Source organism: Streptomyces sp. PL-25 (assembly GCF_058344915.1).
In genome coordinates this window covers 574,419-597,518 of the sequence record NZ_CP136997.1, presented here as the reverse complement: position 1 = coordinate 597,518, position 23,100 = coordinate 574,419, and the positions used below count along the sequence as shown (strand labels likewise).

The 23,100-nt window shown below is 74.0% G+C and carries 18 protein-coding genes and 1 pseudogene; 9 read left to right on the top strand and 10 right to left on the bottom strand.

The genetic code is table 11. From position 1 onward, the window contains the following. Positions 1 to 162: 162 nt before the first annotated feature. Genes R4Z62_RS02510 through R4Z62_RS02500 form a run of 3 tightly spaced genes read right to left on the bottom strand, consistent with a single transcriptional unit; the run spans position 163 to position 3,697 of the window. Entirely contained in the window at positions 163 to 525 is a 363-nt protein-coding gene (locus R4Z62_RS02510; protein ID WP_064531200.1) for a UBP-type zinc finger domain-containing protein, read from the bottom strand. Further along, positions 522 to 2,024: an ATP-binding protein gene (locus tag R4Z62_RS02505; RefSeq protein WP_064531199.1), complete on the bottom strand. Its 1,503-nt coding sequence runs from the start codon at positions 2,022 to 2,024 to the stop codon at positions 522 to 524. Before R4Z62_RS02505 ends, R4Z62_RS02510 begins: the two co-directional genes overlap by 4 nt. Next, positions 2,021 to 3,697, bottom strand: a complete 1,677-nt coding sequence (locus R4Z62_RS02500; RefSeq protein ID WP_491518995.1) for an NAD(P)/FAD-dependent oxidoreductase — start codon at positions 3,695 to 3,697, stop codon at positions 2,021 to 2,023. Before R4Z62_RS02500 ends, R4Z62_RS02505 begins: the two co-directional genes overlap by 4 nt. 282 nt (positions 3,698 to 3,979) lie before the next feature. Here R4Z62_RS02500 and R4Z62_RS02495 point away from each other — a divergent pair, with 282 nt between their 5' ends. Beyond that, positions 3,980 to 4,852, top strand: a complete 873-nt coding sequence (locus R4Z62_RS02495; RefSeq protein WP_491518994.1) for a universal stress protein — start codon at positions 3,980 to 3,982, stop codon at positions 4,850 to 4,852. Positions 4,853 to 4,870: 18 nt separating this feature from the next. On the opposite strand, the gene R4Z62_RS02490 is transcribed toward R4Z62_RS02495, so the two are convergent. The 5 genes and pseudogenes from R4Z62_RS02490 to R4Z62_RS02470 form a co-directional block, all read right to left on the bottom strand. Continuing rightward, on the bottom strand, positions 4,871 to 6,127 hold the full coding sequence (locus R4Z62_RS02490) for a DUF4032 domain-containing protein (RefSeq protein ID WP_064531196.1): 1,257 nt from the start codon (positions 6,125 to 6,127) through the stop codon (positions 4,871 to 4,873). A gap of 36 nt (positions 6,128 to 6,163) precedes the next feature. Further along, positions 6,164 to 6,910, bottom strand: a complete 747-nt coding sequence (locus tag R4Z62_RS02485; RefSeq protein ID WP_382848055.1) for an MBL fold metallo-hydrolase — start codon at positions 6,908 to 6,910, stop codon at positions 6,164 to 6,166. 166 nt (positions 6,911 to 7,076) lie between these two features. Next, complete coding sequence (locus R4Z62_RS02480; protein ID WP_491518993.1) at positions 7,077 to 7,586, bottom strand: hypothetical protein; 510 nt, start codon at positions 7,584 to 7,586, stop codon at positions 7,077 to 7,079. Between the two features lie 2 nt (positions 7,587 to 7,588). Beyond that, positions 7,589 to 9,073, bottom strand: coding sequence for an amidase domain-containing protein (locus tag R4Z62_RS02475; protein ID WP_491521827.1), 1,485 nt, complete (start codon positions 9,071 to 9,073; stop codon positions 7,589 to 7,591). A 699-nt stretch (positions 9,074 to 9,772) separates the two neighbouring features. Further along, a pseudogene (locus tag R4Z62_RS02470) lies at positions 9,773 to 11,620 on the bottom strand (DNRLRE domain-containing protein); the annotation flags it as partial. Positions 11,621 to 11,892: 272 nt separating this feature from the next. Between R4Z62_RS02470 and R4Z62_RS02465 the strand changes: the two are divergent. The 5 genes from R4Z62_RS02465 (at position 11,893) to R4Z62_RS02445 (ending at position 18,634) form a co-directional block, all read left to right on the top strand. Beyond that, complete coding sequence (locus tag R4Z62_RS02465) at positions 11,893 to 12,540, top strand: TetR/AcrR family transcriptional regulator (RefSeq protein ID WP_064531192.1); 648 nt, start codon at positions 11,893 to 11,895, stop codon at positions 12,538 to 12,540. Positions 12,541 to 12,556: 16 nt separating this feature from the next. Beyond that, entirely contained in the window at positions 12,557 to 14,230 is a 1,674-nt protein-coding gene (locus tag R4Z62_RS02460) for an FAD-binding dehydrogenase (RefSeq protein WP_491518992.1), read from the top strand. A gap of 150 nt (positions 14,231 to 14,380) precedes the next feature. Further along, positions 14,381 to 15,820, top strand: a complete 1,440-nt coding sequence (locus R4Z62_RS02455; RefSeq protein ID WP_491518991.1) for a M1 family metallopeptidase — start codon at positions 14,381 to 14,383, stop codon at positions 15,818 to 15,820. A 130-nt stretch (positions 15,821 to 15,950) separates the two neighbouring features. Next, positions 15,951 to 16,646 carry a response regulator transcription factor gene (locus R4Z62_RS02450; protein ID WP_064531189.1) on the top strand — a complete coding sequence of 232 codons (696 nt, stop codon included), beginning with the start codon at positions 15,951 to 15,953 and terminating at the stop codon, positions 16,644 to 16,646. Positions 16,647 to 16,669: 23 nt separating this feature from the next. Beyond that, entirely contained in the window at positions 16,670 to 18,634 is a 1,965-nt protein-coding gene (locus R4Z62_RS02445) for a sensor histidine kinase (RefSeq protein ID WP_491521826.1), read from the top strand. A gap of 16 nt (positions 18,635 to 18,650) precedes the next feature. On the opposite strand, the gene R4Z62_RS02440 is transcribed toward R4Z62_RS02445, so the two are convergent. Then, positions 18,651 to 18,905, bottom strand: a complete 255-nt coding sequence (locus R4Z62_RS02440; RefSeq protein WP_064531187.1) for a WhiB family transcriptional regulator — start codon at positions 18,903 to 18,905, stop codon at positions 18,651 to 18,653. Between the two features lie 257 nt (positions 18,906 to 19,162). Between R4Z62_RS02440 and R4Z62_RS02435 the strand changes: the two genes are divergently transcribed. Next, positions 19,163 to 20,473 carry an MFS transporter gene (locus tag R4Z62_RS02435; RefSeq protein WP_355482772.1) on the top strand — a complete coding sequence of 437 codons (1,311 nt, stop codon included), beginning with the start codon at positions 19,163 to 19,165 and terminating at the stop codon, positions 20,471 to 20,473. A gap of 18 nt (positions 20,474 to 20,491) precedes the next feature. On the opposite strand, the gene R4Z62_RS02430 is transcribed toward R4Z62_RS02435, so the two are convergent. Further along, positions 20,492 to 20,944 carry a cyclic nucleotide-binding domain-containing protein gene (locus R4Z62_RS02430; RefSeq protein ID WP_064531185.1) on the bottom strand — a complete coding sequence of 151 codons (453 nt, stop codon included), beginning with the start codon at positions 20,942 to 20,944 and terminating at the stop codon, positions 20,492 to 20,494. A 570-nt stretch (positions 20,945 to 21,514) separates the two neighbouring features. Between R4Z62_RS02430 and R4Z62_RS02425 the strand changes: the two genes are divergently transcribed. Next, entirely contained in the window at positions 21,515 to 21,952 is a 438-nt protein-coding gene (locus R4Z62_RS02425) for an ATP-binding protein (RefSeq protein ID WP_064531184.1), read from the top strand. 234 nt (positions 21,953 to 22,186) lie between these two features. Then, a complete protein-coding gene (locus R4Z62_RS02420; protein WP_064531183.1) occupies positions 22,187 to 23,050 on the top strand; it encodes a SigB/SigF/SigG family RNA polymerase sigma factor in 864 nt (287 codons plus the stop codon). Positions 23,051 to 23,100: the final 50 nt, after the last annotated feature.

The following is a 23,100-nucleotide window of genomic DNA, read 5'->3' as shown; positions in this document are numbered from 1 at the left end:
TGCGCGGGCCGCGGGACGCGAGCGCCGGTGCGCGGCCCGCGCGATCTTGATCACATACGGGCAGCGCAACCTTCTCGTACGGCATCACCTCGGTGAGGACGACACGCAGTCGACCGCTCGCCGGTCACCGAGCGGGACGGCGGGGGATCACTCCCGGACGGCTCAGCGCAGGATCCGCGCCCAGTCGTGCGGCACCCGCCCGGCCGGTCCGGGCACGGGCTGGTCCGCCGGATGCGCCAGCGGCGGCGCCAGTTCGGCGCCCGGCTCGTACAGCTCGTCCGCCGCGTAGTCCCAGAACCAGTCCTCGCCCGGCTCGTAACTGCGGATCACCGCATGCCCGGTGGCGCGGTAGTGGGCGGTGGCGTGGCGGGCGGGGGAGTCGTCGCAGCAGCCGACGTGTCCGCAGCGCGCACAGCGCCGCAGATGGAACCACCAGCCGCCCGCCGCCTCGCACTCCGCGCAGCCCGGACCGCTCGGCGGGACCTCCGGGTCGACCCGGAGGTCCGGACCGGCGCCTTCGCTCATTCCGTCCCCTCTGGCGCGTCCGGGGCCCCTTGTGCCCCGGGTGCCGGGCGCAGCGCCCTGCCGTCGCCGTCCGTCGCGTTCAGCGGCAGCAGCACCGCGAACCGGGTGTCACCCGGCGCCGACTCCACCGCGAGGCTCCCGTGGTGCTTGTTGACCACGATCCGCCAGGAGATGTCGAGACCGAGCCCGGTGCCCTGACCGACCGGCTTGGTGGTGAAGAACGGGTCGAAGATGCGGTCCCGGATCTCCGCGGGCACCCCGGGACCGGTGTCCCGGAACTCCACGAGCAACTGCTCGCCCTGGCGTGCCGTCCGCACGGTCAGCGTGCCCTCGCCGCCCGCACCGCCCATGGCGGAGACGGCGTTGTCGATCAGATTGGTCCACACCTGGTTCAGCTCGGCCGGATAGGCGGGGATCCGCGGCAGCGTCCGGTCGTACTCCTTGACCACCCTGATCCGCGGACCCGTCTTGCCCGACAGCATCAGCAGCGTGCTGTCGAGCAGTTCGTGCACGTCGGCGACCTGGTAGGGGGCCCGGTCCAGCTGGGAGTACTGCTTGGCGGCGTCCACGAGCCGGGAGACCCGGGTGGTGGAGTCCGCTATCTCGTCCATCAGCAGCTCGGTCTCCACCGTGTACGACAGCCACCCCACCGCGCCGGGCAGGATGTCCTCGCCGACCGCCGCCACCACCTGCTCCAGCCAGTCCACGTCGAGCCCGGCCTGCACGAACACCGGCGCGAGCTGCCAGCCGTAGTCGATGCCGTGCTCCTCCAGCCAGTCGGTGAGCAGGTCCTCCCGGTCGGTGGTCTCCAGCGGACTGAGCACCGGCGCCTTGGCGACCCGCTCCGCCGTGCGCTCCTGGATCTCGATCAGCTGCGTCAACTGCTCCGGGCTGAACGGCCCTTCGGCGATCACCGCGAGCTTGTGCCGCATCTTCGCGACCCGCTCGCGCAGCGCCGCCGTGGCCCGCACCGCCGCGGCCGCCGGATTGTTCAGCTCGTGCGTGAGCCCCGCGGACAGCGAGCCCAGCGCCAGCAGCCGCTCCCGCTGCCCCACGGCCGCCTGGGTGTTCTTCGAACCGAAGAACAGCCCCTCCAGCAGATGCACCGACATCGGGAACCACTCGCGCATGATGCTCGCGAACGTGTCGGCGGGCAGCACGAAGAACCGCGTCGGCTCGGTCACCCGCATCGAGTTCTGGTACACCTGCCGCACCCGGTCCCCGATGTACGCCTGCACCGCGCCCGAGTACACCCCGCGCTGCGAGGTCCGGGCGATCTCCACGTCGTCGTCGCCGACGCGCCGCGAGTGCACCACCGTCCCCTCGATCATCACGAAGAAACAGGTGGCCGGATCACCCTCGCGGTACACCGGGCCCGGCTGGAACAGCTCCACCCGCCCGTCGCTGCACAGCCGCCCCAGCTGCTCCGCCGACAGCTCCTCGAACAGGAACAGCGAACCGATCTCCCTGGGGCTGCACGGCACCACCCGCCCGCTCATGACTGCTCCAGGTAACGGTGCACCAGCATCACGGCCATCGCTCCCTCTCCGACCGCGGACGCGACCCGCTTGGCCGACTCGGCGCGGGCGTCGCCCGCCACGAACACCCCGGGCACATTGGTCTCCAGGTGGTACGGCGCCCGGTCCAGCTCCCAGCCCGCCGGCGGCCGGCCGTCCGCGCTCAGGTCGGGACCGGCCAGGATGAACCCGCGCTCGTCCCGCAGCACCGTCCCGTCCAGCCAGTCGGTCAGCGGCGCGGCGCCGATGAACACGAACACCCACTGCGCGTCGACCCGTTCGCACTCCCCGCTGACCACGTCGCGCAGCGTCAGCTGCTCCAGATGTTCCGCGCCGTGCGCCGCCTCCACGACCGTGCCGGTGCGCACCGAGATGTTCGGCGCCTCCTCCAGCTGCTGGATCAGGTAGTACGACATCGACGCCGACAGCGAGGCGCCGCGCACCAGCAGCGTCACCGACTTCGCGCCCCGGGACAGATACATCGCCGCCTGCCCCGCCGAGTTGGCGCCGCCCACGATGTACACGTCCTGACCGTGGCAGGACGGCGCCTCGGTCAGCGCCGAACCGTAGAACACCCCGCAGCCGGTGAGGCCGTCGGCGCCGGCCGCCGGGAGCTGCCGGTAGGACACCCCGGTCGCCAGGATCACGCTGTGCGCGGCGACGGCCGACCCGTCGGAGAACCGCACGGTGCGCGCCGCGCCGTTGGCCTCCAGGCCGGTCACCTCGCGCGCGGTGAGGATCTCCGCGCCGAACCGCGCCGCCTGCCGCCGCGCCCGGTCGGTCAGCTGGGCGCCGGACACCCCGTCCGGGAAACCGAGGTAGTTCTCGATCCGCGAACTCTGCCCGGCCTGCCCGCCGGTGGCCGACCGCTCCACCAGGACGGTGCGCAGCCCCTCGGACGCCCCGTACACGGCCGCGCCGAGACCGGCCGGGCCGCCGCCGATGACGACCAGGTCGTAGAAGTCGGCCGCCGGGGTCGTCGCCAGACCGACCCGGGCGGCCAGGTCCGGGGCCTCCGGCTCGACCAGCGGCGTGCCGTCCGGGGTGACCACCAGCGGCAGCCGCTGCCCGTCCTGGCCGGCCGCGCCCAGCAGCCGCCGCCCCTCCGGCTCGTCGGAGGAGTACCAGCGGTAGGGCACCTGGTTGCGGGCCAGGAACTCGCGCACCTCGGAGGAGCGCGCCGACCAGCGGTGCCCCACCACCTTGGTGCTCGGCACCGGCCGGTGGTCGCTGTGCCGCCACGCCTGGAGCAGGTCGTCCAGGACCGGGTACAGCTTCTCCTCGGGCGGGTCCCAGGGCTTGAGCAGGTAGTGGTCCAGGTCGACCACGTTGATGGCGTCGATCGCCGCGTTGGTGTCCGCGTACGCGGTCAGCAGCACCCGGCGGGCGCCCGGGTAGACGTCCAGGGCCTGTTCGAGGAACTCGATGCCGTTCATGTGCGGCATGCGGTAGTCGGCCAGGATCACCGCGACCAGGTCGCCGCGCAGCTTCAGTTCACGCAGCGCGCCCAGCGCGGACTCGCCCGACTCCGCCCGCACGATCCGGTACGACTCGCCGTAGCGCCGCCGCAGATCACGGGCGACGGCCCGGGACACCCCCGGATCGTCGTCCACGGTCAGGATGACGGTCCGCACGGCCTCGGCGGCCTGAGTCATAGGTCTCCCACCCCGAGCGGTCGCGACGGGCGGCCCGGTGCCTCCCGTCTTCGAGCCCACGTGCGTCATCGTAGGCGGGCGGTCCCGGCTTCGCCCGAGCGAGCGGGAGACACCTGCGCACTCTGGTGTGTCCGGGCCCGTGTCCGTGCCCGTACCCCTTGATCACGGGCCGGTGGGCGGGGCATGGCAGGATCGTCCGGGGGAGTCCGGGCGGATCCCGGGCAAGCGCAGACGCGGAGGACGGGCCCGCCCCGGGGCCCACGGCGCAGGGAGGCGGACGGCATGACACGGCCGATCACGGCAGGCGTGGACGGATCGGAGGAGAGCCGCGCCGCACTGGCGTGGGCCGGACGGGAGGCCGAGCGCCGCGGGCTGCCGCTGCGCGTCGTGCACGCCTGGCACTTCGAGGTGCACGACGCCTTCGACCTGGGCGACCGCGACGCGCAGCGGCAGCGGGTGCGCGAGATGGCCGACGAGGCGGTCCGCGACCTCACCGCCCGCCACCCCGGCCTGGCCGTGACCACCGACCTGGTGGAGGACGAGGCCGCCCCGGTGCTGACCGCCGCGGCGACCGATGCCGAGGCCCTGGTGCTCGGCTCGCGCGGGCAGGGCGCCCTCGTCGGGTTCCTGGTCGGCTCCGTCGGACAGCAGGTGATCGCCGGGGCCCGCCGCCCCGTCGTGCTGGTCCGGGCCGGTGACGAGCCCGCCGCCGAGGCCGCCGGACGCGAGGTCGTCGTCGGCCAGCACGGCACCGCCGAGGACAGCGCCGAGACGCTGCGCTTCGCCTTCGAGACGGCCGCCGCCCGCGGCGCCACCGTCCGCGCGGTGCGCGCCTGGACGCTGCCGCCGGTCTTCGCCTACAGCCCCGGCTCGCTCAAGCTCCTCGACGAGGCCGGCGGTCTGGAGCCGTACGAGCGCAAGGCGCTCGCCGAGGCGCTGCGGCCCTGGCGGGAGCGGTTCCCGGACGTCCCCGTCGTCGAGCACGTGGAGATGGGCAGCGCCGGGCAGGTGCTGCTGGCGACCGCCGGGCACGCCCAGCTCGTGGTCGTGGGCCGCCGCTCCCGCCGCACCGCGGTGGGCGCGCGGATCGGCTCCGTCGCCCACGGCGTGCTGCACCACGCCGGATGCCCGGTGGCGGTCGTCCCGCACGAGTGAGCCGGTGCCCGGCGCCCCTCAGGGAGCGGGCGCCGGGTCCTCCTCCGGCTGTGTCGGCTCCAGCGTGGCGCGCGCCTTGGGCAGCACATGGCGCACATAGTCCTCGACCACGGTGTCCAGGCCGATGTCGTGCTGCGCGCGCTCGGACAGGTACCAGCGGTGCTCCAGCAGCTCGTGGTAGATCTCGGCCGGGTCCATGGAGCCGCGCAGCTCGCGCGGCACCTCGCGCACGGTGGGCCGGAACACCTCGCGCACCCAGCGGTGGGCCAGCACCTCGGGGCGGGCGGAGAGGGGGTCGCCCGGGGCGTAGTCGTCCTGGGTGGCCATCCAGCTCTCCAGGTCGGTCAGCAGCCGCCGCGCCTGGTTCTCCTCGGTGTCCAGACCGGTCAGCCGCAGCAACTGGCGCTGGTGGTGCCCGGCGTCGACGACCTTGGGCACGAAGGTGACCGTGTCGCCGCCCGAGGAGTGCTCGATCTGCATCTCGGCGACGTCGAAGCCCATGTCGTTGAGTCGGCGTATCCGGCGCTCGATGTAGTGGTACTTGCCCGCCGGATAGACGGAGGTGCGGGTCAGCTCCTCCCACAGCTTCTCGTAGCGCGCGCAGATCTCGGTGCCGAAGTCCACCGGGTCCACCGAGGGGTGCAGGGCGCCGGAGGCCTCCAGGTCGAGCAGTTCGCCGCTGATGTTCACCCGGGCCAGGTCGAGGTCGTAGTCCCGCTGCCCGTCGCTCAGCCGCGGATGCAGCTCGCCGGTCTCCGCGTCGACGAGATAGGCGGCGTACGCGCCCGCGTCGCGCCGGAAGAGCGTGTTGGACAGCGAGCAGTCGCCCCAGGCGAACCCGGCCAGGTGCAGCCGCACCAGCAGCACCGCGAGGGCGTCCATCAGCCGGTGCATGGTGGCGGGCCGCAGGGTCGTCTCGAACATCGACCGGTACGGCATCGAGCCGCCCAGGTGCCGGGTGATCAGCACCGGTTCCAGCGGTGCGCCCGTGCGGTCGGTCCGCCCGGTGACCACGGCGAGCGGGTCGACGGCGGGGATGGCGAGCCGGTCCAGGTCGCGCAGCAGCTCGTACTCGCGCAGCGCCGGCCGCTCGGCCAGCTCCTTGACGGCGATCACCTCCTCGCCCGCGCGGGCGTAGCGCACGACGTGCCGGGAGATGCCGCGCGGCAGCGGCACGAGGTACTCCTCGGGCCACTCCTCCAGCGGAGTCTCCCAGGGCAGTGCGAGCAGGAGCGCGGGATGCTCCGGGTTGGTGGCGCTGATCTGCAAAGCCATGGCGGAAACTCTAGGGCCTGATCCGGACGACAGCCCCTAGAGCGCGTGGTCCCGGGCCCGGCGGGCGGCCGCCTCGACCGGGCCGCGGTGGACCGGGCCGTGGCCGGGGAGCAGGACGTCGGCGTCGAGGCTTTCGAGTATCTCCAGCGAGGCCAGCGCCTGGGCGCGCTCGTGGTGGAACATGTCGGGCAGCAGTTGCGGGCCGCTGATGCGCGAGATGGGGTGGCCGCTGACCAGGGCGTCGCCGGAGACCAGCACGCCCGCCTCGGGCAGATGGAACACCGTGTGGCCGCGGGTGTGCCCGGGGGTGTGCACGGGCACCGGGCGGCCCGGCAGGTCCAGCGGGCCGGCCGCCGGGAACGGCTCGGGCGCGGCGACGGGCAGGTGCGCGGTGCCGCCGGCCCGCAGCGAGTGCACCGCCCAGGGCAGCACCCCCGGCCGCCAGCCGTTGCGCAGCACCGTGCCGACGCTCACCTGGTGCAGGAACTCCCGCCGCGCGTGCGGCACTTCGGCCTCGTGCAGCTGGACGGGGGTGCCGTACGTCGTGCGCAGGTACTCGGCGGAACCGAGGTGGTCGTTGTGCGCGTGGGTGATCAGCACCGCCGCCACCGCCTGCGGCGAACTGCCCACCGCTTCCAGCGAGTCGAGCACCAGCTCCCGGTCGGCCGGGTAGCCGGTGTCGATGAGGGTGGCCGCGTCGCCCTCGGTGAGGATCACCCAGTTGGTGTGGGTGCCGTGCACCAGATAGGTGCCGTCGGCCACTTCCCGCACGTCCGCCCGCATCGGTCTCCCCAAGTCGTGGATGGCTGGTGCCGGGGGACAGCAAAGCAGACGCGGTCGCCGCCCCGGCAGGCGGAGCCCCGGGCCGGGCGGCGGGTGTGCCGGAGCGCCCGTGTCCGGCGGCCGGCGGGCCGGGGACACGGGCGCTCCGTTCCGGGAGGCGGGCGGGTCAGGAGGCGGCGGAGCGGGAGCCCGAGCCGCCGGGGGCCGCCGGGGCCCAGCCGGGCGCCCGCGCCGCCTCGGCCGGGTCCGTCTCGTCGAGGGTGACGCCCCAGGCGTCGTCCTCGCCGACGCGCACCTCGACCTCCTTCTTCCGGCCGCCGCCGAAGTACAGCACCACGACCTGGCGGGTGGACCCCTCGTCGTAGAAGTCCGCCGTCACCTCGCCGCCCGCGGCCTCGCCGAACGCGTCGACCCAGTTGCGGGCCGTGGTGTCGGCGGCCGTGCCGCCGGTGACGGCCAGGTCGGCGAGCCCTTCCGGGTCACGGTCGGCCAGCCGCCACACCGTCCGCTGCACCGTCTCCAGGCTCCCCCGGGAGGGATAGCCCACGACGTGCAGCGGTTTGTGGCGGGAGTAGTCGCCCTGGTAGTCGTCCGTCCCGTCGGCGCCGCACGCGGTCACGGACAGGCCGGTGCCCACCAGCAGGGCCAGGGCCAGGCATTTCTTCGCACTGTGCATGATCAGCCGCGGGACCTCGGTCGAAGGATGACGACGCGCTCGATGTAGTTGCTGCTCTTGCGGTAGCGGGCGATGGCCGCTGCCAGGCTGGTGCGGCCCACTCCGCCGTGCTGGAGGAGCTGGACACCGTGCCGGTTGGCCGAGACCACCGCGACGTGGTTGTACGCCCGCTCCTTCTTCCACTTGAAGAGCACGATGTCACCGGCGCGCGCGTTGTGCGCGTGCACGAACTGCGCCTTACGGTAGTTGATCATGTGGCGGCGGAAGTTCTCCGCGCCGGACCAGGTGTAGCTCTTGTTCTTCACGGTGCCGAAGAAGTAGTACTGCTGCCACCAGGCGCGGTCGTGCTTGCGGCCGCCGGCCCGGGTCTTCATCTTCCCGCCGTAGTAGAGGGCCTTGGAGACGAAGTTGGTGCAGTCCTGGCCGTACTCCCACTTGGTGCCCAGGTTGCGCGAGGCCCAGTTGGCCGTGCCCGAACCGCTGACCTGGGCGGCGCGCAGCATCGCGCCCGCGGCCTGCGGGGTCTGGACGGGGAAGCCCTCGGCGTCCAGCTCGACGGGCTCGTCCGGGGTCTCCTCGACCGGGCCCTCGGGTTCCCCGGCCACGTCGAGACCGTCCTCGACCGCCGCCGACCGCGACAGGACCTTCTCCGCCGCGGGCGCGTCCGCCTCCAGATGGAGCAGCGGCGCACCGCTGTTGGTGCTGAAGGTGAACCGCTGTTCCCTGCGCCCCTCCTCGGGTTCGGCCGCGGCGCCGTCCCCGCCGAGGACGGCGCGGTCGTCGACGACCGCGCGCAGGAAGACCGCACCGCTGTCGTCGACGCCCGCGAGGACCTCGGAGAGCGTGCTGGTCATCTCCGTGTAGCGGGTGCCGTGCCGGGCAAGCGACTCGCGGGTCTCCACCAGGTCGGCGGCCTGGCCGTTCAACAGGTCCTGGAAGGCGGCACCGGCGGGCGCGGCGGCGGCTGTCGGCCGGGTGCCCCGCAGGATCGCGGCGCGCGCGTCCAGGTACTGCTGCACGATGTCCCGGTACGTCGCCGTGCCGGCCGGTACCGCCGTGGGCGTCCTGGGCGCCGCGGTGACCGCGGCGCCCGAGCCGTGGGCGGTGCGGGCGGTGACGGCCACGCGGTAGGGGGTGCCGTTGGCCAGCGCGCCGACCACGGCGTGCGGCTCCCGGGTGGTGGTCCGCGCGGCCACGGTGCCGTCGGCGCGGGTGACGACGACGTCGTACTCCGCGCCGTCCGTCGCCGAACCGAGGTCGGCCGGCGGGTTCCAGGTGGCCAGCAGGCCGCCGTCGCCCGGGGTGACCCGCAGGTCCTCCGGGGCGCCCGGCGCCTTCGGAGCCACGTACTCGATCACCAGCCGGGGACGCTTCGCCGCGTCGGCGGACCGGCCGGAGTGGTACGAGAGCGTCTGGCCGCGGTCCTTCGCGGGCAGCCGCAGGACGAAGCCCTCGACGGGGCCCTGCTCCAGCCAGGACTGCACCATCGGGCCCAGGTCCTGCTCCTCGGGCAGCGCCGCCTCAGCGAACGGCGTGTCCTCCAGCAGGTCCGGCAGCGCCGCGCCGTCCTGCGGGGCGGCCCATGCCTCGGCGAGCTGGGTGATCTCGACCGGCCGGGCGGCGCAGGCGGCCGTCCCGCACTCGGCGGGGGTCAGCTGGAGCCGGGCCCGGGTGACCCGGGCGCCCGCGGGCACCTGGCCGAGGCCGGGCCTGAACCAGACGGCGCGCTCGGAGCCCGCGGCGCCGCCCAGGGTGAGGCGGGCGTCCTTGACCGCCGGGCAGCCGCCGGCGCAGGCCCCGGAGCCGATCGGCGCGGTGGCGTCCTCCAGGGCGGCGCCGGTGAGGGTCACGGTCGTGGTCTTCGGGGCGGGCGGTGCCGTCGCGGCGACGGTGAGTTCCTCCTCGTAGGACCAGGCCGAACAGCCCGTCCCGGTGCACGAGCGCATCGCCCAGAGGTAGGTGGTGCCGTCCTTCAGGGCACCCTCGGGGACACGGGCCGCCGCCCGCTGCCCGCTGTCCACCCACGCCTCGGGCACCGTCACGCCGGGCAGCTGCCTGCCGTTCTCGTCCCGCAGCGCGAACTCGGCGCGGACCCTGCCCTGTTCGGGGCTGGCGACCAGACCGGACAGCAGCGGGGTGAGGGTGTCGGTGCCGCCGGCCTCCAGCGACCGCGGCATGTCGGGCAGCGCGGCGGGGGCGCGCCCGGTGTCGACGGTGAAGGCCGCCCAGTCGGACCAGGCCAGGTTGTAGTGCGTGCCGTCGTACGGGCTGGTGCGGAAGCGGTAGGTGCGGCCGTCCTTGAGCAGCCCGTCGGGGACGGTCACCGCGGCGGCCCGCCCGGACTCCACGTAGGGGGAGACGAGCCGCTCGCCCACCTGCTTGCCGGTGGCGGCGTCGACGATCTCGAAGGTGCCGTCGACCCGGTCGCCGTCCTTGTCGGAGAAGGTGTCGCGCAGGGTCGGCGTGGTGGTGTTGACCTGCCAGGTGCCCGAGGCGTCCTTGGCGAACGGCGGGCCCGCCTGGCGGTTGTTCCCGGACCGGGGCCGGAAGTTGTAGGTGACCGTGAGCTTGGGCGGATTGCTGGTGGCGTTGGCGGAGTTGACCCGCTTCCACTGCGCGACGGACGACTCGTCGGCCGCGGTCAGGCCCATGGTCGAGCGCGGCGCCCTGGCCGAGGCCCAGGACTGCGCGAGCGAGGTGACGTCGGCGTTGATCCAGCCGTCCGCGCCGCAGGCCGGGTTGCCCTTGGTCTCGGTCGAAGTGGCGTACCGCGTGCGCATCTTGGGCCGGTTGGTCCAGCGGCTCGCGGTGCCGGCCTCGTCGGCGGCCCACACCTGCCAGGGCTGGGCCTTGCAGTCGGTGTTGGCCGAGTGGAAGTTCCACAGGCTCAGCCGGGCGCTGCTCACCAGGGCGTCCGCGATGGGCGCGGTGCCCCAGGTGATGTACGACTGCGCGGTGCGCGCGGTGCCGTTCGCGTTCTTGGTGCCCGGGTTGCCGAAGTCGAGCTCGGTGTCGGTGGACCAGTCGCGGGTCTCGCCCTGCTGCACATAGGTGTCGAAGACGTTGCTCAGCGCGGACGTCGACGGGTCGACGGTCACCGGGTAGCGCGTCGCCGGGTCGGCGAGGAAGGCCGGGTCCGGGGTGACGACGAGGTCGACCGAGGAGCCCTTCTGCCGGACCCGCATGGCGACCGGCACCCGGCGGGTGTGCTCGCCCGAACGCGCGTCGACGGTCGCGTCCCACATGACGGGCGCGGGCATGACGGCGCGCTCCTGGCCCGTCCTGCGGTCGGTGAACAGCACACTGCCGTCGGGCTGCTGGGCGGCCCGCAGCCCCTTGGTGCGCAGCGGCAGGGTGTAGCTGTAGTCGTCGGTGGCCGGGCGCCGTTTGATCTCGACGTACTGCTCGAAGCCGGTCCGGGTCGCCTCCACGATCACGTCGGCGCCCGGTACGGCCTCGGCGTAGGTGGCGCGGTTGCCCTCCAGCGCGGGGGCGGGCAGCCCGCCCTTCCACTGGAGGGTGACCTGCCGGTCGCCCTCGCCGAGGGTGACGAGGTCGCGGGCCGGCGCGGTGCGGGCGGCGCTCAGCGACCGGGCGCGGTCGCCGGATCCGCCCGCGAGGGTGAGGGCGGCGGGGTGCGCCTTGGCGGCGACACTGCCGTCGGCACGCTCGGTCAGATCGGTGTCGACCGCCACCCAGGTGCCGTCGCGGTCGAAACGGACCGGTCCGGCGGTGAGTTCGGTGGTCAGGGAGCCGTCCGGGTTGACCCAGGTCGTGGCGGCGGTGCCGCGTTCGGACAGCGCCTCCACCCGGGTCCCGGAGCGCCGGGCGGCGGCGAGCGCGGCGGGGACGTCGGCCGCGGGGCCCGGCACGGCGGCCGGGCGGGACGGCACGTCCGGGGCCGGGGCCAGGGGAGCGGCCGCGGCGGAAGTGCCGAGCAGAGCGAGGGACAGGGCGAGGACCGCGGCGCGCGGCAGCGTGCCGGTGGTCCCGCGTGCTCGTCGGGCCGAACGGCCCGGCGGAGCTATGTTCATGAAAACGTCATTCCTTGGTCAAGGGAACGTGAAGGAAGATCAAAGATTAGCCGGAAGTCGAAGGGTCGTTGACGCGCTTATCGTCACTCAGCACCCATTTCCGACTTCTCGTCACATGTGAGGCCCGCCACAGCGGATGGGTCCCGTCCGCGCGGGAGGCGGGCGCCGGTGAACCGGTCGTGGGGACGGGTCCGGTGCCGGTCCGCCCGTACCCCTGTGGATACATCGCCGTATCGGATACATTCATGTATCCACAAGGGGGTGGCAGAGCCATGACACAGGAACCGCCGCGGGAGCCCGTGGCGCCGCCGGGCCTGAGCAGGCGCCGGGCGCGCACCCGGGCCGATCTGCTCGGCGCCGCGTTCCGGGTCTTCGCCGCCAAGGGCTTCGGCCGGGTCTCGATCGAGGAGGTCTGCGAGGCCGCCGGGTACAGCAGGGGCGCCTTCTACTCCAACTTCACCACCCTGGACGAGCTGTTCTTCGCCCTCTACCGCGAGCGCGCCGAACTCATCGCCGACCAGGTCGCGGGGGCCCTCGCCGTCGACGGACCCGACCTGGACGTGCCCGCCGCCGTCGACCGGGTCACCGACGTCCTCCTGCTGGACGTGGACTGGCTGCTGGTCAAGACGGACTTCCTGGTGCACGCAGCCCGCGACGGCGCCGTGGCCGAAACCCTGCGCGGGCACCGGGCCCGGCTGCGCGGCGCGATCGCCGAACGGCTGGAGCGCGCGCACGCCCGCACCCCGCTGCCCGCGGTCCTCGGCGGCGCGGACGGCGCCGCCCGCGCGGTCGTCGCCGCCTACGACGGCGTCACCGTCCAGCTCCTGCTGGACAAGGACGTCGAGGGCGCCCGCGCCTGGCTGCGGCACCTGCTCACCGCACTGCTCACCGACGGCGGCAGCGCCGCACCGACGCACTGAGAAGGGAATCCCCGCCATGGACGCGGATGTCATCGTCGTCGGAGCCGGCCTCGCCGGCCTGGTCGCGGCGCACGAACTCACCAGCCGGGGCCGCAAGGTCGCCCTCGTCGACCAGGAGAACGCCGCCAACCTCGGCGGCCAGGCGTACTGGTCGTTCGGCGGGCTGTTCCTCGTGGACTCCCCGGAGCAGCGGCGCCTCGGCGTCAAGGACTCCTTCGACCTCGCCTGGAACGACTGGCAGGGCAGCGCCCGCTTCGACCGGCCCGACGACGAGGACAGCTGGGGCATGCGCTGGGCCCGCGCCTACGTCGAGTTCGCGGCCGGGGAGAAGCGCTCCTGGCTGGCCGGGCACGGCGTCACCCTGCTGCCCACGGTCGGCTGGGCCGAGCGCGGCGACCTGCGCGCCGACGGCCACGGCAACTCCGTACCGCGCTTCCACATCGCCTGGGGCACCGGCACCGGCGTGGTCGCCCCCTTCGCCGCGTACGCGCACCGGGCCGCCCAGGACGGGCTGCTCACCTTCCACCACCGGCACCGGGTGGACGAACTCGTCGTCGGGAACGGCGCGGCGCGCGGCGTGCGCGGCACCCTCCTCGCCCCCGACGACGCGCCCCGGGGCGTCGCCTCCAGCCGCGAGGAGCGCGGCGCCTTCGAACTGACCGCCCAGGCCGTGATCGTCACCAGCGGCGGCATCGGCGCCGACCACGACATCGTCCGCCGCCACTGGCCCGCGCGCCTGGGCACCCCGCCCGCCCGTATGGTCACCGGCGTACCGGCCTACGTCGACGGCCGGATGCTCGGCATCAGCGCCGCCGCCGGTGCCCGGCTGGTCAACCGCGACCGCATGTGGCACTACACCGAGGGGATCCGCAACTGGGACCCGATCTGGCCCGGCCACGGCATCCGCATCCTGCCCGGCCCCTCCTCGGTCTGGCTCGACGCCCTCGGCCGCCGGCTGCCCGACCCCTGCCTGCCCGGCTACGACACCCTGAGCACCCTGCGGCACCTGCGCACCACCGAGGACCTCGCCGCCCACGACCACTCCTGGTTCGTGCTGACCCGAAGGATCGTCGAGAAGGAGTTCGCCCTCTCGGGCTCCGAGCAGAACCCCGACATCACCGCCAAGGACCGCAAGGCGGTGCTGCGCGACCGGCTGCTGGGCAAGGGCGCGCCGGGACCGGTCCAGGACTTCCTGCGGCACGGCGCCGACTTCGTGGTCGCCGCCACCCTCGAAGAACTCGTCGAGAAGATGAACAGGCTCACCGACCGGCCCCTGCTCGACGCCGCCGAGGTGCGCCGCCAGATCACCGCCCGCGACCTCCAGCTGGACAACCCGTACAGCAAGGACGCCCAGGTGCAGGGCATCCGCAACGCCCGCCGTTACATCGGCGACCGGCTCGGCCGGGTCGCCGCACCGCACCGGATCCTCGACCCGGAGGCCGGCCCGCTGATCGGCGTCAAGCTGCACGTCCTGACCCGTAAGACCCTCGGCGGCATCCAGACCGACCTCGACTCCCGCGCGCTCGGCACGGACGGCACGCCCGTCGACGGCCTGTACGCGGCGGGCGAGGTGGCCGGGTTCGGCGGCGGCGGCGTGCACGGCTACAACGCCCTGGAGGGCACCTTCCTCGGCGGCTGCCTCTTCTCCGGCCGCGCGGCCGGCCGCGCCGCGGCCGCACAGACCGCCTGAACGGCCCGGCGGGCCCGCCCCCTTCGCCCGGCGGGGGACGGGCGGGCCCGCCCCGTGGGCGACTTGACCCGCGGCAGGGCGAACCGGCGCCGCCACGGCTCTACTCTGAGGGCGTTTGATCATGCGCCGCCCGTCCCCCCGAGGAGAACCGTGACGCCCCCCAGGAAGCAGCCCGTCCCCCGCGCCGTGACCGCCACCGTCCCCGTCGCCGTCGCGGCCCTGCTGGCGGCCGCCGGACCCGCGGCCGCCGGACCCGTCACCCACGGCACCGCACCCGCCCGCCCCGCCGCGGCCGGCGCACCCGGCGCCGGCGACCCCTACTTCCCGCTCGCCGGCAACGGCGGCTACGACGTCTCCCACTACGACCTGACCCTGCGGTACGACCCGGCCGCCCGCCACCTCGACGCCACCGCCGTCCTCACCGCCCGCGCCACCGCCCGGCTGACCCGGTTCGACCTCGACCTCAAGGGCCTGAAGGTCACCGGGGTCAGCGTCGACCACGCCAAGGCGTCCTACCGGCGCGACGGCCAGGAACTCGTCGTCACCCCGCGCACCGCCCTGCGCCCCGGCCACCGCTTCCAGGTCGCCGTCACCTACAGCGGCACCCCCGGCCCGGTCACCGACCCCGACGGCTCACCGGACGGCTGGATCCCCACCGACGACGGCGCCTTCGTCGCCGGTGAACCCCAGGGCGCCATGACCTGGTTCCCGGCGAACAACCACCCGCTGGACAAGGCGTCGTACGACTTCACCCTCACCGTCCCGCAGGGGCACACGGCCGTCGCCAACGGCGTCTACCTGGGCAGCCGCACCGCCCACGGCCGCACCACCTACCGCTGGCGCCAGAGCGAACCCATGGCCGCCTACCTGGCCACCGCCACCATCGGGAAGTTCCGCGTCGAGCAGTTCACCACCCGCGGCGGCGTCAAGGTCTACAACGCCGTCGACCCGCGCGAGGCGAAGGCCGCCGCGCCCGTGGTGCGGCAACTGCCCGCCGTCCTGGACTGGGAGAGCGGACTCTTCGGGCCCTACCCGTTCAGGGCCGCCGGAGCCATCGTCGACCACGCCCCGGGCGTCGGCTACGCCCTGGAGACCCAGACCCGCCCCCTGTACGACTCCGCGCCCGACCTCGCCACCCTCGTCCACGAGAGCGCCCACCAGTGGTTCGGGGACTCCGTCTCGCTGACCCGCTGGCAGGACATCTGGCTCAACGAGGGCTTCGCCACCTACGCCGAGTGGCTCTACACCGAGCAGCACGGCGGCGACAGCGCCCAGCAGGAGTTCGACGCGCTGTACGCGCGACCGGCCACCGACCGGCTGTGGGCCTTCCCGCCCGGCGACCCGGGCAGCGGCGAGAACATCTTCGACACCCCCGTCTACGCCCGCGGCGCCATGACCCTGCACGAACTGCGCCGGGCCGTCGGCGACCGGGCCTTCTTCCGGATCCTGCGCGCCTGGGCGACGGACCACCGCGGCGGGCACGGCACCACGGCCCAGTTCACCGCGCTCGCCGAGCGGATCTCCGGCAAGGACCTGGGCGCGCTCATGCGCACCTGGCTGGAGACCGCGGGGAAGCCGGCCACCCCCTGACGGCGGCGGATCCGGGAGCGCCGGACGGCCGGCCCTGACGGGTTCCTCACATGTGTCGGCCATGGTCGAGACATGATCACCCGCCACCGCCGTGCCGTCCCCGGCCCGCCGACCGCTTAGGATCCGCCAGGTGTGCGCACATGTGCTGGTCGCCGAGGACGACGAGATGCAGGCCGAACTCATCCGCCGGTCCCTGCTGCTGGAGGGCCACACCGCGACCGTGGTCCACGACGGCCGGGCCGCCCTGGAGGCGGCCCGGCTGCACCGGCCCGACCTGGTCGTCCTCGACCTCATGCTGCCGGTGCTCGACGGCTTCGGGGTCTGCCGGGAACTGCGCCGGGACGACGACGTCCCGGTGCTGATGCTGACCGCCCGCAACACCGAGGACGACGTGCTGCTCGGCCTGGAGCTGGGCGCGGACGACTACATGACCAAGCCGTACAGCCCCCGCGAGCTGATGGCGCGGATACGGACCGTGCTGCGCCGCAGCGGGCGGGCCGCCGAGCGGCGCGAGGACCCCGTGCTGCGCGCCGCCGGGCTCGCCGTCGACCCGGTGCGGCACGAGGTGCGGTGCGAGGGGCGGCCGGTGGTGTGCACCCCGGCCGAGTTCGAGATCCTGCTCGCCATGGCCGGCGAACCCGACCGGGTCTTCACCCGGCACCAACTGCTCCACCGCACCCGCGGACTGGACCGCGCCTCCACCGAACGGGCCATAGACGTGCACATCATGAACCTGCGCAAGAAGCTGGAGGCCGACCCGCGCCGCCCGGTACGGCTGCTGACCGTCTTCGGCGTCGGCTACAAGCTGAACAGCGCGGCGGCGTGAGGAAGGCTGAACAGCGCGGCGGCGTGCGGAAGAAGGCCGGGCCGGGCGGCGGCATACCGCTGCGCAAACGGCTGCTGGTGCGGCTGCTGGTCGCCTCCGTCCTGATCGCCGGCTGCTCGGTGGCGGCGACCGCCTGGCTGGCGGTGCAGACCACCACCAGCGCCCTGCGGCAGGAGCAGGGCCAGGACCTCGCCGACGACGTCGCCATCCTGGCCCGGCTCAGCGGCTACGCGGCCACCCACCGCGACTGGAAGGGCGTCGCGGCCACCGTCCGCGGGCTCGCGGCGCAGACCGGCCGCCGGGTCGCCCTCACCACCGCCGACCGCACCCTGGTCGCCGACTCCGCGCCGCCCGGCAGCCCGCTGCCGCCCAGTCCCGCCGCCACCGTCGACCCCCTGCACACCGACACCTACACCCAGCGCGGCGCCCAGCTCAGCGGGATCGATCCGCGGGCGGTCGGCCCCTACGCGCTGCCGGCCGGTGAACGCCGGCAGCTCGACCAGGTGGCGGCCAAGCGCCGGAGCTGCTTCGCCGCCAACGGCGTCCCCACCACGGTCCGGCACACCCCGGGCGGCCGCCCCTACCTGGTCTCCGACGACGGAACACGCGGTGTCACCGAGGTGCCGGAGGAGTGCGCCGACGGCGCACTCAACACCCCCACGGCCACCGAGCGCAGGGCCCTGGACGACGTGACCCTGCGGGCCCGCGCCTGCATCCGGCGGGCCGGCCTGGACCCCGACCTCGGTGCCCTGGAGTTCGAGCCCGGGGCCGGCGGCCGCTACCTCGTCTCGAAGGCCGCCGTCCGCTACTTCTACAAGGGCGCCCTGGGAGTGGGCGGCGGTGCCACCGACGAGGAGCGGCACGAGGCGCGGCAGAAGGCCCAGCAGAAGGCCCAGCAGTGCGCCGACGACGCCTACCGGGACCAGCTCGACCCCTATGTCGCCCCGGCCGCCCAGCTCTTCCTGGGCGGCGGGGACCGGGCCGCCCCCCGGTTCGTCATGTCGCCCGCCAACAAGGCGAAGATCATCGGTGCCGCCGGTCTGGTGCTGGCCGTCACGGTCGCCGTCACCGCCGTGGTGGCCGGCCGGCTCGTGCGCCCGCTGCGCGCCCTGACCGAGGCCGCCCGCCAGCCCCCGGACCAGCATGTACGGGTGCCGGTCACCACCCGGGACGAGACCGGGCTGCTCGCCCAGGCGTTCAACGCGCTGACCGAGCGCCGCGAACGCCTGGAGGCCCAGCGCAAGGCGATGGTCAGCGACATCGCGCACGAGCTGCGCAGCCCGCTCACCAACATCCGCGGCTGGCTGGAGGTGGCCCGCGACGGCCTCGTCGACCCCGACCCCGCCCTGCTCTCCTCACTGCACGACGAGGCGCTGGTGCTCCAGCGGGTCATCGACGACCTCCAGGACCTCGCCGCCGCCGACGCGGGCACCCTGCGCCTGCACCGGGAGCCGCTGGGCGCCCGCGACCTGCTCGACCAGGTCGCGGCGGCCCACCGGGTCGCCGCCCGCGCCGCCGGGGTCACGCTGCGCACCGACTGCGCGGACGGCCCCTGCCTGGACGCCGACCCGGTCCGCATGCGGCAGGTGCTCGGCAACCTGGTCTCCAACGCGGTGCGCCACACACCCGCGGACGGCACCGTCGCACTGGCCGCGCACCGCGACGGCGACACGGTGGTCCTCACGGTGGCCGACACCGGCACCGGCATCGCGCCGGACGATCTGCCGCACGTCTTCGACCGGTTCTGGCGGGCGGAGAAGTCCCGCAGCCGCCGCACCGGCGGCAGCGGTCTCGGCCTGGCCATCGTCCGTCAGCTGGTCGAGGCCCACGGCGGGACCGCGGCCGCGGCCAGCGAGCCGGGCGCGGGCAGCGTCTTCACCCTCCGCCTGCCCGCGGCCCCCGACGAGACGGGGCCCGGGGCGCGGAACGGCGTGCGGACCGGGGAGGCCGGGGACCCGCGGTCCGCGGCCTCCCGGGCGGGAAAGTAGTCGTACCGGCGGGCGGTCAGCCCTGCCGGCGGCGGGCCACGGCACGGCGCCGCCGCAGCGCGCGCCGCTCGTCCTCGCCCGTCCCGCCCCACACACCGATGGTCTGGTCCGTGTCCAGTGCCCAGCGCAGACACTCCTCACGGACGGGACATCGGCGGCACACCGCCTTGGCCTGCTCGGTCTGCACCAGTGCCGGACCGGTGGTACCGATCGGGAAGAACAGGTCGGGGTCCTCGTGGCGGCACGCGGCGTGTTCTCGCCAGTTCTCCATGAAGAAAAGTCACCTGCGATCGAAAGTAGTCCGTGTCTCGGGCCGTATGTGCTCGCCGTCGGGTCACCTGCCGCCGCCGCGTCAAACGGCGCTCCGCCCGGCACCCGCCGGACCTTCGCACGATCCGCACATGGCCGGATCGGCCCGCCGGGGCCGTGCCCGCGGCCCCCGCCGCAGCGCGGACGGGTGCGAACGGCACGGTCTGTGCTGCGATAGTGAACCCGGACAGAAAGATGTAACGAGCAACCAGGAACCCCGTGGACACCAGCGAGAGCACCGACAGCAGCAGTCCGGCCCGCGCCGGCGGCACCCCCGGCCCGGCCGAGCAGGCCCGGCGGGGCTGGCGCCGCTGGGCCATGGACACCCGTCCGCTGCGCATCCCCGCCTACCGCAGGCTGTGGTCCTCCACCATCGTCACCGCGGTCGGCAGCCAGCTCACGGCCGTCGCCGTGCCCAAGCAGATCTACGACATCACCGGTTCCTCGGCCTGGGTCGGCTACGCGAGCCTGGCCGGTCTGGTGCCGATGGTGGTCTTCGCGCTGTGGGGCGGCGCCGTCGCCGACACCGTGGACCGCCGCAAGCTGCTGCTGGTGACCAACTGCGGTATCGCCGTCACCTCGCTGCTGTTCTGGGCGCAGGCCCTGACCGGGCTGGACTCGGTGGTGGTGCTGATGGTGCTGCTCGCCGCCCAGCAGGCGTTCTTCGGGCTGAACTCCCCGGCGCGCAACGCCTCCATCGCCCGGCTGGTCCCCGAGGAGGAACTGCCCGCCGCCAACGCGCTGAGCTCCACGGTCATGCAGACCGGCCTGGTCGCCGGACCGCTGCTGGCCGGTGCGCTGATACCCGTGATCGGGCTGCCCGAGCTGTATCTGATCGACGCGGTGGCACTGTGCGCCACGGTGTGGGCGGTGTGGCGGCTGCCGGCGCTGCCGCCCCTTTCGGCCCCGGCCGAGCGCCGCGCCGGGGTGCGGGAGATAGCCGCCGGTTTCCGTTACATCTCCGGGCACAAGGTGCTGCTGCTGTCCTTCCTCGCGGACATCATCGCCATGGTCTTCGGCATGCCCCGCGCCCTGTTCCCGCAACTGGCCGCCGAGACCTACGCCCCCTACGGCGAGGGCCTGGCGCTCGGCCTGCTGTTCGCGGCGATCCCCCTGGGCGCGGTGGCCGGGGGCCTGTTCTCCGGCACCTTCTCCCGGGCGCGCCGGCACGGCTGGATGGTCATCGGCGCGGTCACCGCCTGGGGCCTGGCCGTTGCCGGGGTGGGAGTGAGCCGCAACCTGTGGGTCGCGGTGGTGTTCCTGGCCGTGGCGGGCGTCGCCGACATGGTGTCCATGGTCTTCCGCGGCGCGATCCTGCTGTCCGCCGCCACCGACGAGATGCGCGGCCGGATGCAGGGCGTCTTCACGGTCGTCGTGGCGGGCGGACCGCGCCTGGCCGACGTGCTGCACGGCACGGCCGGCTCGCTCTTCGGGCCGCGCGCGGCCGTCGCCGGGGGCGGGCTCCTGGTCGTCGTCCTGATGCTGGCGCTGGCGGCGGCCGTACCGGCGCTGCGCCGCTACCGGATCTGAGGCGCGGGGCGCTGCCGTCTACAGGCCCCGCCGGGGGATCGTGTACTGCTCCAGCAGCCTGCCCCGGGTCAGCTCCAGACGGTGGGCGAGGATCTCCGCGACGGTCCGCACCAGCGACAGGCCCAGCAGCGGATCCTCCACGGACAGGGCCAGCACCGCCGAGGCGTCGAACTCGTAGGTCCGCACCCGGCTGAAGGCCTCGGCGCCGAAGTCCCACTCGTACGGCGGGAAGAGCCAGGACCAGCCCAGCAGGTCGCCCGCGCCGAGGCTGGCCACGGTGACCCGGCGGGTGGGCGTGACCTGCTGGTCGAGGTGGACGGCGCCGGACCTGATCACCCAGAAGCGGTCGGCGGTGCCGCCCGCTTCGAAGATCCGGGTGTCCTCCGGGAAGGAGACCTCCCGCGCGACTTCCATGAGGCGTTCGCGCTGCTTGTGGGGGAGCGCGGTGAGGAGTTTGATCGCTTTGGTCATGGCCCGTGGCCCTTCGCCGTGGTGTCCGGATCGGCGCGTGTGCCTGGGTCCTGTCGCCGCCTTCGCGTCGTCCGCCCGGGGGCGGGGCTCGCGGTGCCGGTGCGTGCTCCCGGTGCACTGGTGTCCCGGTCCTCGTACCGGAGGTACGGGGGCCGGGGCCGGTGCGGCGAGTGGGTCCCCCCGCTCGAAGAGCCTGGGGGAGCCTGCGTGGCGTCGCGTGGCAGGCGGGGAGGTGACGACAGGGCCTGAGCCCATTGTCGGCGGCTGCGCGCGCAACGGGCACCTCGGCGGGCGAGGACATGAAAAAGCCCTGGCTGGACGGGGGAGACCAGCCAGGGCCGTATGCGGCGATGTACGGGGGACGTCAGCCGGGTCGACCCCGTCACCGCTTATGGATGAACCTTAAACCACCACTGGCCCTGCTCCCGTGCCCGAAGCGGGTCGAGTGACCGGTTTCACTCGGTTTCACCCGGCGTACGCCGTCCCGCACGGATGTTTGACCGGGCACACAGGGGCTAGCCGGATCAGAGAGGCCGTGAGCCTCAGCCGTCAGCCGCAGGGAGCGAGGAGATGTGCGAGAAGCACCGGACCACCCCCGTCGCGGAGCCCGCCTCCGCCCCGGACCACCTCGGACCGTGCCGCCCGGCCGACGCCCGGCGGGAAGTGGCACACGTGATCACCGAATGCTGCCGGGCCGGCCATCCGCCGTGCGACGCGCACGCCGTGTCCGACGCCCAGCTCGTCGCCTCCGAACTGACGACCAACGCCATCCTGCACGGCGGCGGGGTGACCGACTTCCACGTCGATGTCGTCGGACCCGACGTCCGCGTCTGCGTCAGCGACCGCAGTGACCGCCTCCCGGTGGCCCGCACCCCGCTGGACCGGCAGGGCCGCTACCGCGGCGGCGGGCGCGGCTGGCCCATCGTGTGCAGGCTCGCCCGGGACGTCCAGGTGTCCGACCTGCCCTCCGGCGGCAAGTGCATCAGCGCCATGGTCTCCCTGAGCTGATCCGCTCGGACGGGCCGGTCCGGGCGGCCCCGCGGCGGTGCGGACCGCCCGCCGCGAAGAATTCGGAGAAGCGGAGTTTGTTCCTCACACCCCCGGGCAGACGGAACCCCGTGCTTCGGACCGGAGGCGCGCCAGCGGGAGCGGCATGACTGCTCCGAGGCCCTCCAGGTCGGCCCGGCAGTTCCCCGCCTCCCGCGGTACATCCCTGAAACCACCGTTCAGGAGCGAATCCGCATGCTCATCGACACACCGGCAAGCCGTTCCCGCACTTCCGAGGAACCGGCCGCTCCCGCCCGGCGGCCGCACGACGACGCACCCGAGACCGAGGCCCTCTTCCGGCGCCTGACCGCGCTGCCGGACGGGCCCGAGCGCGACGCGGTGCGCGACGAACTCGCCACCGCCTGGCTCCCCATGGCGCACCGCATCGCGGGCCGCTTCCGCGACCGCGGCGAATCCATCGAGGACCTCCGCCAGGTGGCGGCACTGGGCCTGGTCAAGGCCATCGACCGGTTCGACCCGGACCGCGGGGCCTTCGAGAGCTACGCCGTCCCCACCATCACCGGCGAGGTGAAGCGGCACTTCCGGGACCGCATGTGGGCGCTGCGCGTGCCCCGCCGGGTCCAGGAACTGCGCAACAAGGTGCGCGTGGCGCGCCGCGAACTCACCCAGAACCCCGGCAGCCCCGAGCCCACCCTCGCCGCCGTCGCCGCCCACACCGGGCTGACGGAGGAGGAGGTCAGCACCGGCATGGAGGCGCTGGAGAGCTTCAGCACGCTGTCCCTGGACGCCGAGATGTCCTCCGGCGCCGACGGCTACAGCCTCGCCGACACCCTGGGCGCCGCCGACTCCTCCTACGACGTCGTCGTCGACCGGGAATCGGCCAAGGAAGGACTGCGCCGCCTTCCCGAGCGCGAACGCGCCATTCTCTATATGCGCTTCTTCGAGGACATGACCCAGAGCCGGATCGCCGACCGCCTCGGCATATCGCAGATGCACGTCTCCCGGCTGATCAGCCGCAGCTGCGCCCGCGTCCGCGACGAGGTGCTCACCGAGCGCACCGGCCGCCGCCCCACCGGACCCCGCCCCGAGGCGTACTGACCGGCCCGGCGCACCCCCGCCACCGCCCGGCGCACCCCCGCGCCCGGAGG

Coding starts and splice junctions, on each gene's coding strand:
- R4Z62_RS02420 (WP_064531183.1), top strand. CDS start 22,187: ATGCTCATCGACACACCGGCAAGCCGTTCCCGCACTTCCGAGGAACCG.
- R4Z62_RS02485 (WP_382848055.1), bottom strand. CDS start 6,910: ATGCGGGCGGACGTGCGGGAAGTGGCCGACGGCACCTATCTGGTGCAC.
- R4Z62_RS02505 (WP_064531199.1), bottom strand. CDS start 2,024: ATGAGCGGGCGGGTGGTGCCGTGCAGCCCCAGGGAGATCGGTTCGCTG.
- R4Z62_RS02425 (WP_064531184.1), top strand. CDS start 21,515: ATGTGCGAGAAGCACCGGACCACCCCCGTCGCGGAGCCCGCCTCCGCC.
- R4Z62_RS02465 (WP_064531192.1), top strand. CDS start 11,893: ATGACACAGGAACCGCCGCGGGAGCCCGTGGCGCCGCCGGGCCTGAGC.
- R4Z62_RS02510 (WP_064531200.1), bottom strand. CDS start 525: ATGAGCGAAGGCGCCGGTCCGGACCTCCGGGTCGACCCGGAGGTCCCG.
- R4Z62_RS02475 (WP_491521827.1), bottom strand. CDS start 9,073: ATGGTGCAGTCCTGGCTGGAGCAGGGCCCCGTCGAGGGCTTCGTCCTG.
- R4Z62_RS02480 (WP_491518993.1), bottom strand. CDS start 7,586: ATGCACAGTGCGAAGAAATGCCTGGCCCTGGCCCTGCTGGTGGGCACC.
- R4Z62_RS02430 (WP_064531185.1), bottom strand. CDS start 20,944: ATGACCAAAGCGATCAAACTCCTCACCGCGCTCCCCCACAAGCAGCGC.
- R4Z62_RS02490 (WP_064531196.1), bottom strand. CDS start 6,127: ATGGCTTTGCAGATCAGCGCCACCAACCCGGAGCATCCCGCGCTCCTG.
- R4Z62_RS02495 (WP_491518994.1), top strand. CDS start 3,980: ATGACACGGCCGATCACGGCAGGCGTGGACGGATCGGAGGAGAGCCGC.
- R4Z62_RS02440 (WP_064531187.1), bottom strand. CDS start 18,905: ATGGAGAACTGGCGAGAACACGCCGCGTGCCGCCACGAGGACCCCGAC.
- R4Z62_RS02500 (WP_491518995.1), bottom strand. CDS start 3,697: ATGACTCAGGCCGCCGAGGCCGTGCGGACCGTCATCCTGACCGTGGAC.
- R4Z62_RS02460 (WP_491518992.1), top strand. CDS start 12,557: ATGGACGCGGATGTCATCGTCGTCGGAGCCGGCCTCGCCGGCCTGGTC.